Origin of the sequence: Curtobacterium sp. SL109, assembly GCF_026672405.1 — a bacterium.
In the GTDB taxonomy this organism is placed as follows: domain Bacteria; phylum Actinomycetota; class Actinomycetes; order Actinomycetales; family Microbacteriaceae; genus Curtobacterium.
Map to the genome: position 1 here is coordinate 172,858 of NZ_JAPPRB010000002.1, position 14,331 is coordinate 187,188.

Below are 14,331 nucleotides of genomic sequence, written 5' to 3' on the forward strand. Positions count from 1 at the left end.
TGCCGGCCGGGAGGCTCGTGGCGGCCCCGCCACGGGCCTCCTGTCCGGCGAGACTCGGCTGGGCGGACGTCGCGCGCCTTCGAGACCGCGCGATCTGTCCGCCAGACCGAGACTCGCCCCGTCGGGCCGTCGGCCCGGCGGGCCGGCCGCTGGCCTACGCGAGCGGGGCGACCGCGACCGGCGCGCCGAGCAGGCGCACCGCGACGGCTTGACCAGCGGTCCGGCGGTCACCGACCTCGTGCTGGACCGTGACGACGGTGTCGTCGTCGAGGCGGACGGTCGTGCGCCGGATCGAGCCGAGGAAGCTCGACGAGACGACGGTGCCGGTGACGCCCTCGGGCGCGAAGGCGATGTCCTCCGGTCGGACGATGGCGAGCACGGGGCCATCGGCCACCCGGGTGGCGAGGGCCGGCACGCGGAACCCGTACACGAAGACGTCACCGCCGCGCAGGTCGCCGCGCATCCGGTTCGACTGCCCGACGAAGTCCGCCGTGAACGCCGACGACGGGGAGCGGTACAGCTCCTCGGGCGTGCCGATCTGCTCCACGTCGCCCGCGTTCATCACGGCGATGCGGTCGGAGACGGCGAGCGCCTCCTCCTGGTCGTGGGTGACGAAGACGGTCGTGATGCCGAGGTCGGACTGGATGCGACGGATCTCCTCGCGGAGGGACACCCGCACCTTCGCGTCGAGCGCCGAGAGCGGCTCGTCGAGGAGCAGCACACGGGGACGGGTGACGAGGGCACGTGCGAGGGCCACGCGCTGCTGCTGGCCGCCGGAGAGCTGGTGCGGGAAGCGGTCGGCGAAGTCGGCGAGGTGCACCATGTCGAGCGCGTCGACGACCCGGGACCGCCGCTCGGACGACGGCACCTTGCGCATCTCGAGGCCGAACGCCACGTTCTGCCGCACGGTCATGTGCGGGAACAGCGAGTACTGCTGGAACACCATGCCCATGTCGCGCTTGTTCGCGGGGACGCTCGCGACGTCCACGCCGTCGATGCGGATCGCGCCGGCGTCGACGGCCTCGAGCCCGGCGAGCGCCCGGAGCGCGGTGGTCTTGCCGCAGCCGGACGGGCCGAGGAGCGAGAGGAACTCCCCGGTTCGACCCGGAGCGACAGTCCGGCGAGGGCACGGTGCGTGCCGTAGCGCTTCTCGACGGCCTGCAGTTCGACGGCGGCGCCGGTCGCGACGAGCGACGCGGGGGCGGCCGGGGCGGTGACGGTCATGCGGACTCCTTGGTGCGGGAGCGTCCGGCACGCGTGCGGCGCCGTCCGATCCGGCCGATGGCGACGAGCAGCACGAAGCCGAACAGCAGTGCGCCGAGCGAGAAGATCGCGGCCACGTAGGGGTCGGTCTGCTGCACGAGCACGAGTGCGGTCTGGAAGGTGGTGCGGGAGAGGAAGGAGGCGAGGGTGTACTCGCCGAGGACGACGGTGATCGCGAGGAAGCAGGCGGCGAGGACGCCACGGCGGACGTTCGGCAGGAGCACGCGCCACGTGACGGTCCACCACGAGGCGCCGAGCGACCTGGCTGCCTCGGACAGCGTCGTCAGGTCGGTCGCGGTGATCGCGGCGGCGATCGGGCGGAACGCGAAGGGCAGCGAGACGATGCCGATCGCGAAGGCCAGCGTCCATGCGCCCGACCCGGCGATCCGCGAGACCACCTGGTAGACGGGCACGAACCCGACGACGAGCACCACCGCGGGGACGGTGATCGGCACGATGCAGACGAACTCGAGCAGCCGACGGAGCCGGGGGTACCGCAGTGCGGTGATGAGCTGCGCGGGCAGGAGCACCAGCAGGATGATCGCCACGGTGATCACGGCGATGACGAGCGACGCCCCGAGTCCGTCGAACACCGGCTGGTACGTCGCACGGTTGACCGGGTCGGCGAGCGCGGCGTAGTGCGCACCCGTCAGGCTGCCGTCGGTGCCCTGCCGGAACGTGAACTGCACCAGGGCCAGGAGCGGCACCGCGAAGACGAGGCCGACGAGCACCAGGACGACCGTGGCGGTGACCCGTGACGGGGCGGCGCCGAAGCGGCGGAGGCGAGCCGGGCCTCCTGGCCGTGTCGCCCCGGCCACCGGCGCGGAGGGAGCCGCGGCGCTCATCGCTGCCACCTGGCGGCCCGGCGCTGCAGGAGCGCGTAGGCACTCATCACGACGGCCATCACGACGACCATGCCGAGGGCGAGCACCCCGGCGACGTTCTGCAGGCCGATGATCGTCTCGCTGGTGAGCTGCTGCCGGATCGTCAACGGGACGATGCCACCCTGCGAGATGAGCGCCGCGGCCGTGGCGAACGACGAGAACCCGTTCGCGAACAGCAGGAGCAGCGATCCCCAGAACGCCGGGGCGAGCACGGGGAGCGCGATCCGGCGCCAGTAGGTGGCCCGGGAGGCACCGAGGGTGGCGGCGGCCTCGCCCCACTGGGTCTTCACGCCCTCGAACGCCGGCATGAAGGTGAGGACCATGAGCGGCACCTGGAAGTAGAGGTACGGGATCACGAGCCCGGGGACCGTGTAGAGGAAGGCCCCGTTCGCGTTGACGTCCCAGTGGAACGTCGTGATGAGCCAGGTCGTGACGAGGCCCTGCGCGCCGATCGTGGCGATGAACGCGAACGCGAGCATCACCCCGCCGAACTGTGCGAGGACGCTGGCGACCGAGTCGATCATCGACCGGACCAGGCCGTCGGGCCGGAGCGCGGAGAGCGCCCAGCAGACGACCGCGCCGACGACGGCGCCGATGACCGCGGAGACCGCGGAGAGCGCAGCCGATGCCCCGAAGGCGCGGAGGATGCTCGGGTCGGTGAACGCGGCGAGGTTCGCCAGCGTCGGACGTCCGGCGGCGTCGAAGAACCCGCTGCCGACCGCGATGAGGGCGGGGACGGCGAGGAACAGGACGACGTAGACGCCGAACGGGGCGAGGCCGAGCCAGGCGAGGCCGGGCCGACGACGAAGGGGTCCGACGGCACCCCGGGAGCTGGCCGGGGTGCTCGTGCCGGTGTCGCGGCGGGGCGCATCGGCACCGGTGGACACGGGGGCCGGCGGCGCAGCCGGTGCCGATGCGGTGGTCATGCTGGTCAGGACCCCATCGTGGCGGACCACTTGGCAGCGAGGACCTTCGCGGCCGCGGTCACCTGGTCGTCGCTCAGCTCGACGTAGTCCTTCGGCGCGCCTCCGGCAGCGTCGAGGGCGTCCTGGTCGACCTTGCCGGACTTCTCCATCGCGGCGAGCGTGGCGGGGAACGCACCGGCCTGCAGGTACAGGTTCTGCGCCGTCGGGCTGGCGATGTACTCCTGCCACAGGCGGGCCGCGGCGGGGTGCGGGGCGTCCTTGTTGATGGCCTGCGCGTAGTACGAGCCGAGCGCGTCGCCCTTCGGCACGACCGTCTTCCAGTTCTTGTTCCCGCTGGCACCGGCGGCCGGGCCCCAGGCGAGGTTGTTGTACGACCACTGCACGACGACGGGGGTCTCACCCGAGGCGACCGTCGCCTGCGTCGGCAGCACGTTCTGCCAGTTGCCGGCGGACTTGAGCTTGCCGAAGTAGTCGACGCCCTTCGTGACGTCGTCGGCCGAGCCACCGTTCTCCAGCGCCGCGAGGTAGACCGCGCTCGCGGCCTGGTTCGCCTGGGTCGGGTCGCCCGCGATCGAGACCTTGCCCTTGTACTGCGGGTCGAGCAGGTCGTCCAGGTCCTTCGGCGCCGTCGTGATCTTGCTCGAGTCGTAGCCGATCGACATCAGGCCCGTGTAGTCGCGGGTCCAGGCGCCTTTCTCGTCCTTCAGCGTGGTCGGGATGTCGTCCCAGTTCGCCACCTTGTAGTCCGTCAGCAGACCGAGGTTCTGCTGCAGCACCGCGTTGCCGAGGTCGAGCACGTCGGGGGCGGTGTCCTGGCCCTGCTGCGACTTCACCGCGGCGACCTCGTCGGCGCTCGAGCCGTTCGGGTTGGCCGAGGAGACCGTGATGCCGTACTGCTTCTGGAAGCCGTCGATGATCTTGCCGTAGTTGGCCCAGGTCGGCGGGAGGGCGATGACGTTGAGCTTGCCCTCGGCCTTCGCGGCCTTCACGAGGGCGTCCATGCCGCCGGCGCTCTCGGCGCTCGTGGCGGTCTTCCAGTCGGTGTCGCTCGTGCTGCCGGCGCCGCCGGTCGATGCGGAACTCGTGGCGGAGCAGCCGGCGAGGGTGACGACGGCCGCTGCGGCCAGCGCGAGGCCGGCCATGGTGCGCTTGTACTGCACGGTGGTGCCTTTCGGGTGCTCAGGGGTGAGCCCGAGGGATCGGGTTCGTCGACGATCGTGGGCGCGGTCGGTTTCCGGCGGCTGCTCCGACGGTGAACGGTGGCGGAACAGCGCGTGCGGTTGTACGGTTCTGTCCACTTCTTCATGCCGGCGCGGGCAGCGCTGGCAGCGCTCGGACCAGCCTGGAGGCTCGGATGCAGTTCACGACGACGGTCCTGCAGGCGCGGAAGACGGCGACAGGACTCCCCGTGCCGTCCGACGTCATCGAGGCGCTGGGGTCGGGGAAACGCCCCGCCGTCGTGGTCACGCTGGACGGGGGCTACACCTACCGCTCGACGGTCGGCGTGATGAACGAGCAGTTCCTGGTGCCCCTGTCCGCCGAACACCGCGAGGGGTCAGGCGTCGCCGCCGGGGACTCCGTCGTGGTGACCCTCACGCTCGACACCCTGCCGCGGTCGGTCGACGTGCCCGAGGACCTGTCGGCGGCGTTCGCCGAGGCCGGGGTCCGTGCGGCGTTCGACACGCTGTCGGCCTCGCGGCAGCGCGCGCTGGTCGACCCGGTGACACAGGCGAAGGCCCCGGAGACCCGTGCGCGCCGGGTGGCGAAGGCGGTGGAGTCGCTCCAGGGGTAGGAAGCGCGGGTCCTGGCCCCCTCGCCCCCTCGCCTTCGCGGGTCCTTTCGCGCGGAGCGAGTGGTTCCGCGCGGAGGAGGTCGTTCGTTCCGACCGCCTCCGCACGGAAGGACTTCCCATCGCGGACGTCGTGGGAAGGAACGCGCGCCCGTCGTCCCGCCGCGGGTCGAGGACCGAGGGGCCCGAGGGTCAGGCGCCGAACTCGACCAGGACGCGCGGGATCTCGTTCAGCAGCTCGCTCGCCAGGTACCCCATGGGTCCGACCTGCACGGCGAGGCGGTCGCCGGCGGCAGCGTGCACCTGGGTCGCCCACACGGTGGCCTGTGCGACGTCGGCACCGCGGGCGAGCAACCCGGTGATGGCGCCGGAGAGGACGTCGCCACTCCCGCTGGTCCCGAGTCCACCGGCCCCGGTCCCCTTCGCCCACGCTCGGCCGTCCGGCGCGGCGACGACCCCGCCGAGGGACACGACGGCACCGTAGCGTTCGGCGATCTCGGCCGCGTCGGTGTGGTCGTCGGAGGTGTCGTGCCCGAGGAGGCGCTCGGCCTCTCCCGAGTTGGGCGTCATCACCAGACGCCCGCGGAGCGGTGCGAGCTCGTCGACGAGGTCGGACGCGACCCCGAGCGCGAAGGCGTCGAGCACCACCACGGTCTCGTCCCCGACGGCGGCGGCGAGTCCGGCCACGAGGTCGCGGCTGCCCTCGGGCTCGTCCAGGCCGGGTCCGACGAGCACGGCGTCCGCGCTGCCGAGGTCGTCCGTCAGGCTCTGGATCGCGCCGACGGCGACGTGGCCGTCCTCGTCCTCGTCGAGTGGTTGGACGCCCGACTCCGGCAGCGCGACGGCGACGTGCAGGGCGACGCTGCGGGCCACGGCGAGCGTCAGTCGTCCACCGCCGACGCGCAGGGCCGCGGTGGCGGAGAGCATCGCGGCGCCGGGGGTCTTCGCGGCGCCGCCGATGACGAGCACCTGGCCGCGGCCGTACTTGCTGCCGCCGGTGTCGGGCAGCGACCACTCGCGGAGCAGGTTCGGGGTGACCGGGGTGGGATCAGACATGGACGTCGTCCTTCCGTCCTTCGTGCTCGGTGACCTCTGCCGCCGGGTCCTCCTCGAGGTGCCCGGTGCCCGAGAACTCCTCGAGCGTCCACGGACCGCCGACAACGTCACGGCGGAGTCGGGTCAGCGAGGCATTGGCGACCGTGTGTGTCGCCGCGAAGTCCATGAGGGCGGTCTCGTCGAGGTCGAGGCAGACCGCGACGACGAGCATGACGACGGCGTCGTGTGCAGCGACCACGAGCCGCTCGGCTCCGTCGATGCGGTCGACGTCGGAGAGCACGGAACGCAGCCGGAGCATGACGTCGACCCAGGACTCCCCGCCGGCCGGACGGTGGTAGTACTTCCCCAGCCACTGGCGACGCTGTTCCTCGTCGGGGTGCAGGTTCTGGGCACCGGTGCGGGTGAGGCGGTCGAGCACGCCGAGCTCCCGGTCACGAAGCCGTTCGTCGACCCGCTTCGTCGGTTCCGCCAGGCCGCCGGCCTCGAGCGCGATGCCGATCGTCTGCTGTGCCCGGCGGTAGGGCGAGACCCACAGCGCGACGGGCACGTCGTCGACGCCACGTTCGGCGAGTTCGGACCCGAGGGCCCGCGACTGTTCCTCGCCGAGCGGACTCAGCGGCACGTCGGCGTCACGGTGGTCGACCTCGATGACGTCCGCGCCGGCGGCCTCCGCTCGACCGGCTGCGACGTTCGCGGTGGACTCCCCGTGGCGGACGAGCCAGATCTCGGTGACTGCCATGCCGCCACGCTAGGCCGTGTCGGCTCACGCCACAGCCAGGATCGCGCTCGGGCCGGGGCGGACCGCGCACGGGAGACCGGCAGCGCGCAGACGGTGGACGAGGGACGCGGGCTCGTGGAGGTCCCGCCACTCGGTCCGGACGACCCGGCGGACGTCGGGCACCGTGAGCAGGGCCTCCTGCCGCCGTTTCTCGTCGAGGAAGACCTCGGTCGGTGACCGCCCGGCGAGGTACCGCGGCTGCGTGTACTTCGCCCGGCCGTCGACCTCGACCACCACGCCCTGTTCCGGGAACCAGAAGTCGACGATGATCCGCCGACCGTCCACGACGAACTCCTGCTGCAGGACCGGCTCCGGCAGGCCGAGCTCGCGGAAGACGACCCGAGCGAACGACTCCGCCACGGACCCCGACCGTCCGTCGGCCAGGTCGAACACGAGCTCAGCGACTCGACGTCCGCGTGCACTCGGATGGGTGTCGAGTGCCCACCGGAGGTCCGTCAGTGTGGCCCCGTTCCGCAGCGCCGAGTCCGTCAGCACCACGGCGGCGCGGACGTCCCCGCTCAGGGCGACGTCGACGACCGTGCGCGGGACGGTCGTGACGAGGGCGGATCCGCTTCGGAAGGACTCGGTCGGGTGGAGGGACCGCGTGTGCAGGACGAGGCCCGTGGTTCGGCTGCGGTAGCGGGACCTGGGCACGGTCACGTGCACCTCGTCCGGCCACCCGTGCAGCGAGGGGAGCCCGAGGAGGGCCGCCGCTGACAGGTGGGAGGCGGTCGCCGGTTCCCCGAGCCGCGCCAGACGCGTGTGGACGCGGGTGACGTGACGGGTGCGAGGCCCGGCGGCGTCCCATTCGGCGGCTCGGACGAAGGCGTTCGGGCCGACGCGGACGAGTCGGTCCGGCCCCTCGCGGGCTGTTCGGCGGCGCATCGCCGAACCGGTCCGTCCGGCTTCTCGTGTCGGTGTGGCGCGGTGGATGGGGAGTGGTCTGTCCATGACGACCACGATGCCCACTCCCACCAGCACCAGGCGGGCCGATGGACCGGTCTGGGGACGAGCCTCCCGTCCGCCCCCCTGTGGAGGAGATCCCCTTCCTTCCCACACCACCCGCGATGCACAGCGAGAACGCGCACAGGGGGTCGGAACGAACGACCTCCTACGCGCGTTTCGACCCCCCACGCGCGAAACCACCGCACTCCCCACCCCCACACGACGCCGGACGGACGCACCCGAGCCCGTCCGGCGTCGCGGCCCTACGCCCGCTGCACCCGCAGCGTGACGATCTCGAACGGGCGGAGCGTCAGCGACACCGGCGAGCCCGCGTCCCACGTCGCCCCGAGCGGCCGCTCGAGCAGGTCCACCTGGGTCACCGAGCCGACGGCGAACCCGAAGTCCACGCCGACGCCGGTCGCCCGACCGCCGAGCGCCTCGTACAACCGGACGACGAGGTCCCCCGATCGGTCCTCCGCGAGCTTGACGGCCTCGACGAACACCTGCGGCGAGGACACCACGACGAGGGGCTCCACCACAGCCGTCCCGGGAGCCGACCGCACCGGCAGGTTCAGCCGGTAGCCGGAGTCCGCGGCGTCGAGCACCGAGGCACCCACGCGCAGCACCGTGCGGAACACGTGGTGCCCCTGGTCGGCGTGCGGGTCCGGGAACGTCGGGCCACGCAGCAGCGACTCGCGCACGAGCGTCGTCGTGCCGCCGTCCGGCCGGGTCGCTCTCGTGATGTCGTGCCCGTAGGTGGAGTCGTTCGCCACGGCGACGCCGAAGCCGGGCTCCGCGACGTGCACCCAGCGGTGCGCCGCGGTCTCGAAGCGGGCGAAGTCCCACGAGGTGTTCTGGTGCGTCGGCCGGTCGATGTGGCCGAACTGGATCTCGCTCGAGGCCTGGTCGGCCTTGAGGTCGAGCGGGAACGCCAGCTTCAGGAGCTTCTGCTGCTCGTGCCAGTCCACCTCGGTCTCCACGACGAGCTCCGGCTCGCCCTCGACGGCGGAGTACCGCGTGGTGACGGTGGATCCTCCGGTCGGACGGACCACGACGAGGGCGTCTCCGTCGATCGTCACGGAGGTCGCGGCCAGGGGCTTCCCGTTGCGCTGGTAGGCGCGGTCGATGTCCCACGCCTCCCACTGGTTCGGGGTGTCCCGGAAGACGGTGTACTCGGCAGCGGCCGATCCGGGGGCGATCGCGTCACGCCCGGACGCGCGCTCGACGAACGACACGACGTGGCCGGCGCCGTCGATGGTCGCCAGGACCACGCCGGTGTCGAAGACGAAGCCGTCACCGGACCGGACGGGAGGCACCGCTCGCGCTGGCACGCCGACGGAACCTCCCAGCGCGGTCACGTCGCCGGCCGTGACGGGCGCGGCGTTGAACTGGACGACGGATCCGCCGTCGTCGCCGCCGGCGAGCGCCGTCGTCGCGGTCCCGATCAGGCCGTTGAGCACCGTGGCCGCGCGGGCGTACTGCTCCTCGGCGTTCTCGTAGACCCAGGCGATCGAGGACCCCGGCAGGATGTCGTGGAACTGCTGGAGCAGCACCGTGTGCCAGGCCTCCTCGAGCTCGTCGTACGGGTAGTCGGCGCCGAGTCGGACCGCTGCCGTGGCTGCCCAGAGCTCGGCCTCGCGGAGCAGGTGCTCCGAGCGGCGGTTGCCCTGCTTCGTGCGGATCTGCGACGTGTAGGTGCCGCGGTGGAACTCGAGGTACATCTCCCCCGACCAGACACCGGGCGTCGGGAGCTCCTGCTCGAGCTGCTCGAACACCTGGGCGGGCGTGCCGAGCGTCACGCGGGGTGAGCCGTCGAGGTCGTGCTGCCGGTGGGCGGCGCCGACCATCTCGCGGGTGGGTCCACCACCGCCGTCGCCGAAGCCGTAGAGCAGCATCGACGTGTTCGCGGTGCCGCGCTCCTTGTTCTGGCGCTCCCCGCGGTGCAGGTCGGCGGGCGAGACGTCGGAGTTGTACGTGTCCGCCGGGGGGCAGGTGCGTCAGGACACGGGAGCCGTCGATGCCCTCCCAGTGGAAGGACGTGTGCGGGATGACGTTCGTCTCGTTCCACGACGGCTTCTGCGTGACGAACCACTTCGACCCGCTGGCGCGGATGATCTGCGGCAGGGCGCCGGTGTACCCGAACGAGTCGGGGAGCCAGGCCTCGGGGGTGTCGATGCCGAACTCCTCGAGGAAGAAGCGCTTGCCGGCGACGAACTGCCGCGCCAGGGCCTCGCCTCCGGGCAGGTTCGTGTCCGACTCGACCCACATGCCGCCGACCGGGATCCACCGGCCCTCCGCGACGCGCTCCTTGATCCGGGCGAAGACGGAGGGGTACTCGTCGCGGATCCAGGCGTACTGCTGTGCCGACGAGCACGCGAACGTGAAGTCGGGGTCGCGGTCCATCAGGTCGAGCACGTTCGAGAACGTCCTGGCGCACTTGCGCTTCGTCTCGCGCACGGGCCACAGCCAGGCGGAGTCGATGTGCGCGTGTCCGACGGCGATCGCGTGGTGCGCGGCTGCCGAGGCGGGCACGGCCAGCACGGGTTCGAGCACCGACCGGGCCGCCGCGGCCGAACCGGCGACGTCGTCGGGGTCGAGCGCGTCGGCCGCCCGCTCGAGCGCGCGGAGGATGTCCGCGCCCCGGGTGCCGTCGGTGGGCAGCTCCGCCATCAGGCCGCGGAGGACCCAGAGGTCCTGCTGCAGCTCCCACACGGTGTCGTCACGCTCGACGACCTCCAGCGCCGCCAACCGGTAGATCGGCTCGTCACCGGCGGTCGATCGCGACCCGAGGGGCGTCGCCCCCTGGAAGTCGTCGCCGCCGATGTCCGGGTTCGCGCCGGCCTCGACGTAGAGCTCGAACGACTCCCCCGGACCCACCTCGAGCGGGACGGCGTTGTTCCGCGGCTCGATGGCCTTGATCGTCGTGCCGTCGGGGCGGTACGCGAGCCCCTCGGCCTGGAAGCCCGGGTGCCGCTTCGTGAAGCCGAGGTCGACGAACAGCTCCGCCGCGGTTCCCTCGGCGGTGCCGAAGTCGGCCGGCACGGTGCCCGTCACCCGGAACCACGTCGTGCCCCACGGCCGGCCACCCCACGGGGAACCGACCGTGAACGGGGTGAACGACTGCGTCACCGCCGAGCCGAACGGCACCGGTTCGCCCGGGACCTCCCAGGCCTCGATGGTGACGGGGGCCGAGCGCCGGTGGACCGCGGGGTCGACCCGGTCCCGGACGAGACGAGCGATGCGGGCGTGGACGAGCGGTTCGTCATGGTGCATGGAGATGGGTTCCTTCCCAGCGGTGGAGTCCGGTCAGCCCTTGATGCCGCCGGCGAGGGCGTTGCCCCCGCCGAGGCCGCGGGACACGACCACGTAGAGCGCGATGACCGGTACGGAGTAGACGATGGAGAACGCCGCGAGCTGCCCGTAGGCGACGGCGCCGTTCTGCCCGAAGAAGTTGAAGATGCTCACCGCGGCGGGCACCTTGTCGGGCGACAGCAGCAGGACGAACGGGACGAAGAAGTTCCCCCACGCCTGGATGAACACGAAGATGAACACGACGGCGATGCCCGGGCGCATCAGCGGGATGACGATCCGCGTCAGCGTGGTGAACATGGACGCACCGTCGGTCCAGGCCGCTTCCTCGAGTGAGATCGGGACCGAGTCCATGAAGTTCTTCGCCATCCAGATCGCCATCGGCAGGCTGGTCGCGGCGAGGAAGAAGATGCAGCCGTAGATGTTGTCGATGAGGTTGAGCGACACGAACAGCGCGTAGACGGGCACCATCATCGCGGTGATCGGCAGGCCGGTCCCGAACAGGATGCTGTACAGGAACGGCTTGTTCACGCGCATCTTGTACCGGGACAGCGGGTACGCCGCCAGGAGCGCGACGACGACGGTGACGACGGCGGTGCCCCCGGACAGCAGCAGGCTGTTGGCGAGCGGGATGAACGACAGCTCTGGCGTCAGCACCTTGGCGAAGTTGTCGAGCGTGAACTGCGACGGGATCTTCACGGACAGCGAGGCCTGGGCGTCGAGCGAGGCGAACACCAGCCAGAGCAGCGGGACCGCGAAGCACGCGGCGATGACGAGCAGGACGACGTTCGCCGTCCACCGCATGGTGCGACCGCGCGGCGACGTCATGTGCAGCGCGCCCGGGGCGGTCACCGAGCGGGTGACGTTGGACACGGGACGGTCAGCAGTGAGTGCCATCAGTCCACCTCCGGCTTCAGTGCCTTGATGTAGATGATCGAGAAGACCGCTCCCACCACGAGCAGGATGGTGGCGATCGCGGTCCCGAAGCCGAGCTGCGAGAACTTGAACGCCTCTTGGTACGCCAGGATCGGCAGGGTCGACGAGTTCGTCCCTGGCCCACCACCGGTCATCACGTAGATGAGCGTGAACACCGACAGGGTCTGCAGCGTCGTCAGCATCAGGTTGGTGGAGATGCTCCGGCGGATCACCGGCAGCGTGATGTAGACGAGTCGCTGCCAGCCGGTCGCGCCGTCGACCTCGGCCGACTCGGTGATCTCCTCGGGGACCTCCTGCACGGCGGCCGAGTAGACGAGCATCGAGAAGGCCGTCCCACGCCAGATGTTCGCGAGGATGATCGCCAGCATCGGGTACGTGTAGAGCCAGTTCGCGCCGCTGATCCCGAACACCGACAGGAACGAGTTCAGCGTGCCCTCGTCGTTGAAGAAGGCGTAGGCCGCGAACGAGGCGACGATCTCCGGCAGGACCCAGGCCGCGACGACGAAGGTGCCGACGATCGACCGGACGACCTTGTTGGCCGAACGCATGAGCAGCGCGAGGCCGAGCCCGAGGACGTTCTGCCCGACGACCGCCGAGGCGAACAGGAAGACGATCGTCAGGATGACGGACTTCGGGAAGTCCGGGTCCTGGAACAGCTCGACGTAGTTCTTGAACCCGACGAACTGCTGGTCGGCAGCGCCGGCGCCGGTGAGCGCCGAGTTGGTGAACGACCCGTAGAACGACGAGATGACGGGGCCGAGCAGGAAGACGATGAGGAGGACGACGGCCGGCAGCAGGGGCACGGCTCGGGTGGCGTTGCGCAGCGGTCGCCGCTTGCGCGGGACCGGCGGATCGGTGCGATTGGGCGCACCGGGCGCCGACAGGGTCGGCGCGAGGGGGGTGGTGGACACGCTGGTTGCCTTCCGGGTGCGGAGAGGGTTCCGAAGGTGGGGAGAGAGCGGTCGGGAGGCGCGGTGCGGGACGGCACCGCGCCTCCAGGCCGTCAGATGGTCCGGCTGCGTCAGCCCGAGACGGTGTGGTCCTTGCCGACCGTCTGGACGACGGCGTCGTCGTACGCGGCGGCGGCCTGCTTCGGTGACTGCTGCCCGGTCATCACGGACTCCATGGCGACCTGGACGGCGTTGGAGATCTGCGAGTAGTCGCTCGTCGCCGGGCGGAAGTTGGTGTGTTCCACCAGTCCGGAGAAGAACTTGAACGTCGGGTTGGCGTCCGTGTAGGCGGAGTCCTCAGCGACGTCCTTGCGGACCGCGATCTGGCTGTTCTCGGTGTCGTACTTCAGCGAGCCGTCCTTGTTCAGGAACGTCGTGATGAAGTCGAACGCGGCCTGCGGGTTCTTCGACTTGCTGCCGACGGCCAGCGTCCAACCGCCCGACATGCTGTTGTAGCCCGGAGCCTGGCCGTTCTGCGTCGGCATCGCTGCCTGACCCATCACGTCGTTCCACTCCGGCCACGGGGCGGTGCCGCTCTTCAGCCAGGTGCCCGACTGCCACGAGCCGTCGAGGTCGATCGCGAGCTTGCCCTTCGGCAGCCAGGTCTGGGCGATCGTGGTACCGACGTTCGTGTCGAGCGCCTGCTGCGGGGTCGGGCCGAGGTCGCCCTGGTACACGTCCTTGATGAACTGGAGCGAGTCCTCGAACTGCTTCGAGCCGGTGACCCACTTCTTGTCCTTGTACAGCGTGTTGCCCGAGCCGTCCGCGCCGTACAGGAGCATCTCGAAGCCCTGCATGGTCGACGCTTCGCCCTGGGCCTTGCCGGAGTAGACGTTGAACGGGATGGTGTCCGGGGACTTCTGCTTGATGGTCTTCGCGGCGGCGAGCACGTCGTCCCAGGTCTTGGGCTGCCACGGGACCGGCAGGCCGACCTTCTTGAAGATGTCCTTGTTGTACCAGAGGGCTCGGGTGTCGGTGCCCATCGGGACGCCGTAGGTCTTGCCGTCCACGCCCTCGCCGGCCTGCTTGGCGTTGTCGAAGAACTGGTCCCAGTCCTTCCACTTCGCCGTGTACTTGTCCAGCGGCAGGAGGTACCCGGCCTGGGCGTCGGCCTTGACGAGGAAGGTGTCCTCGTACATGACGTCGGGTGCGGTCGCCGGCGCCTTGTTCATCAGCGCGAGCTTCGTGTAGTAGTCGTTGCCCTGGGCTTGGATCGGGACGAGGGTGACGTTCTTGCCCGGGTTCGCCTTCTCGTACTGCTTCTTGACGACCTTCATCTGGGCGTCGAGCTGCTGGAAGGCGCCGAACTTCTGGTAGGCGATCTTGATGGTGTCACTCGAGGCGGACCCCGAGCTCGAGCAGCCTGCGAGACCCACTGCGGCGACTGCCACGGCTGCGAGTCCAGCGATGATGCGGGTGCGTTTCATCGGTGCTCCTTTGCACGGATTCGCGGGCTACAGTGCCCGCGCTGCGCAGTTAGTCCACCGTATTGACT

At 70.8% G+C, this 14,331-nt stretch carries 10 protein-coding genes and 2 pseudogenes; 1 reads left to right on the plus strand and 11 read right to left on the minus strand.

What is annotated here, in order from left to right:
• Positions 1–154: 154 nt before the first annotated feature.
• The 4 genes and pseudogenes from OVA28_RS02145 to OVA28_RS02160 all read right to left on the minus strand — a co-directional run bounded on the left by OVA28_RS02145 (position 155) and on the right by OVA28_RS02160 (position 4,233).
• A pseudogene (locus OVA28_RS02145) lies at positions 155–1,224 on the minus strand (ABC transporter ATP-binding protein).
• Positions 1,221–2,108 (minus strand): ABC transporter permease, encoded by an 888-nt coding sequence (locus OVA28_RS02150; RefSeq protein WP_268095596.1) that lies wholly within the window; start codon positions 2,106–2,108, stop codon positions 1,221–1,223. The pseudogene OVA28_RS02145 and the gene OVA28_RS02150 overlap by 4 nt, the downstream one beginning before the upstream one ends.
• Positions 2,105–3,073, minus strand: a complete 969-nt coding sequence (locus tag OVA28_RS02155) for an ABC transporter permease (protein WP_268095597.1) — start codon at positions 3,071–3,073, stop codon at positions 2,105–2,107. The genes OVA28_RS02150 and OVA28_RS02155 overlap by 4 nt, the downstream gene beginning before the upstream one ends.
• Before the next feature lie 5 nt (positions 3,074–3,078).
• Positions 3,079–4,233 carry an ABC transporter substrate-binding protein gene (locus OVA28_RS02160; RefSeq protein WP_268095598.1) on the minus strand — a complete coding sequence of 385 codons (1,155 nt, stop codon included), beginning with the start codon at positions 4,231–4,233 and terminating at the stop codon, positions 3,079–3,081.
• A gap of 194 nt (positions 4,234–4,427) precedes the next feature.
• On the opposite strand from OVA28_RS02160, the gene OVA28_RS02165 reads away from it, so the two are divergent.
• A complete protein-coding gene (locus tag OVA28_RS02165; protein ID WP_268095599.1) occupies positions 4,428–4,865 on the plus strand; it encodes a YdeI/OmpD-associated family protein in 438 nt (145 codons plus the stop codon).
• Between the two features lie 189 nt (positions 4,866–5,054).
• Here the strand turns inward: OVA28_RS02165 and OVA28_RS02170 are convergent, their stop codons facing one another.
• From OVA28_RS02170 to OVA28_RS02200, 7 genes and pseudogenes are all read right to left on the minus strand, one after another.
• Positions 5,055–5,918 (minus strand): NAD(P)H-hydrate dehydratase, encoded by an 864-nt coding sequence (locus OVA28_RS02170; RefSeq protein WP_194661538.1) that lies wholly within the window; start codon positions 5,916–5,918, stop codon positions 5,055–5,057.
• Positions 5,911–6,657: a histidine phosphatase family protein gene (locus OVA28_RS02175; RefSeq protein WP_268095600.1), complete on the minus strand. Its 747-nt coding sequence runs from the start codon at positions 6,655–6,657 to the stop codon at positions 5,911–5,913. Before OVA28_RS02175 ends, OVA28_RS02170 begins: the two co-directional genes overlap by 8 nt.
• A 24-nt stretch (positions 6,658–6,681) precedes the next feature.
• Positions 6,682–7,647, minus strand: a complete 966-nt coding sequence (locus tag OVA28_RS02180; RefSeq protein WP_268095601.1) for a hypothetical protein — start codon at positions 7,645–7,647, stop codon at positions 6,682–6,684.
• 257 nt (positions 7,648–7,904) lie between these two features.
• Positions 7,905–10,914: pseudogene (locus OVA28_RS02185) on the minus strand (alpha-mannosidase).
• A 33-nt stretch (positions 10,915–10,947) separates the two neighbouring features.
• Entirely contained in the window at positions 10,948–11,778 is an 831-nt protein-coding gene (locus OVA28_RS02190) for a carbohydrate ABC transporter permease (RefSeq protein ID WP_194661806.1), read from the minus strand.
• A gap of 68 nt (positions 11,779–11,846) precedes the next feature.
• Entirely contained in the window at positions 11,847–12,797 is a 951-nt protein-coding gene (locus OVA28_RS02195) for a carbohydrate ABC transporter permease (protein ID WP_442780754.1), read from the minus strand.
• A 110-nt stretch (positions 12,798–12,907) separates the two neighbouring features.
• Positions 12,908–14,263 (minus strand): extracellular solute-binding protein, encoded by a 1,356-nt coding sequence (locus OVA28_RS02200; protein ID WP_194661542.1) that lies wholly within the window; start codon positions 14,261–14,263, stop codon positions 12,908–12,910.
• Positions 14,264–14,331 lie beyond the last annotated feature (68 nt).

Excerpts from the sequence above, each read along its gene's own strand:
- OVA28_RS02150 (WP_268095596.1), bottom strand. The coding sequence starts at position 2,108 with ATGAGCGCCGCGGCTCCCTCCGCGCCGGTGGCCGGGGCGACACGGCCA.
- OVA28_RS02155 (WP_268095597.1), bottom strand. The coding sequence starts at position 3,073 with ATGACCACCGCATCGGCACCGGCTGCGCCGCCGGCCCCCGTGTCCACC.
- OVA28_RS02165 (WP_268095599.1), top strand. The coding sequence starts at position 4,428 with ATGCAGTTCACGACGACGGTCCTGCAGGCGCGGAAGACGGCGACAGGA.
- OVA28_RS02170 (WP_194661538.1), bottom strand. The coding sequence starts at position 5,918 with ATGTCTGATCCCACCCCGGTCACCCCGAACCTGCTCCGCGAGTGGTCG.
- OVA28_RS02175 (WP_268095600.1), bottom strand. The coding sequence starts at position 6,657 with ATGGCAGTCACCGAGATCTGGCTCGTCCGCCACGGGGAGTCCACCGCG.
- OVA28_RS02180 (WP_268095601.1), bottom strand. The coding sequence starts at position 7,647 with ATGGACAGACCACTCCCCATCCACCGCGCCACACCGACACGAGAAGCC.
- OVA28_RS02190 (WP_194661806.1), bottom strand. The coding sequence starts at position 11,778 with ATGACGTCGCCGCGCGGTCGCACCATGCGGTGGACGGCGAACGTCGTC.
- OVA28_RS02200 (WP_194661542.1), bottom strand. The coding sequence starts at position 14,263 with ATGAAACGCACCCGCATCATCGCTGGACTCGCAGCCGTGGCAGTCGCC.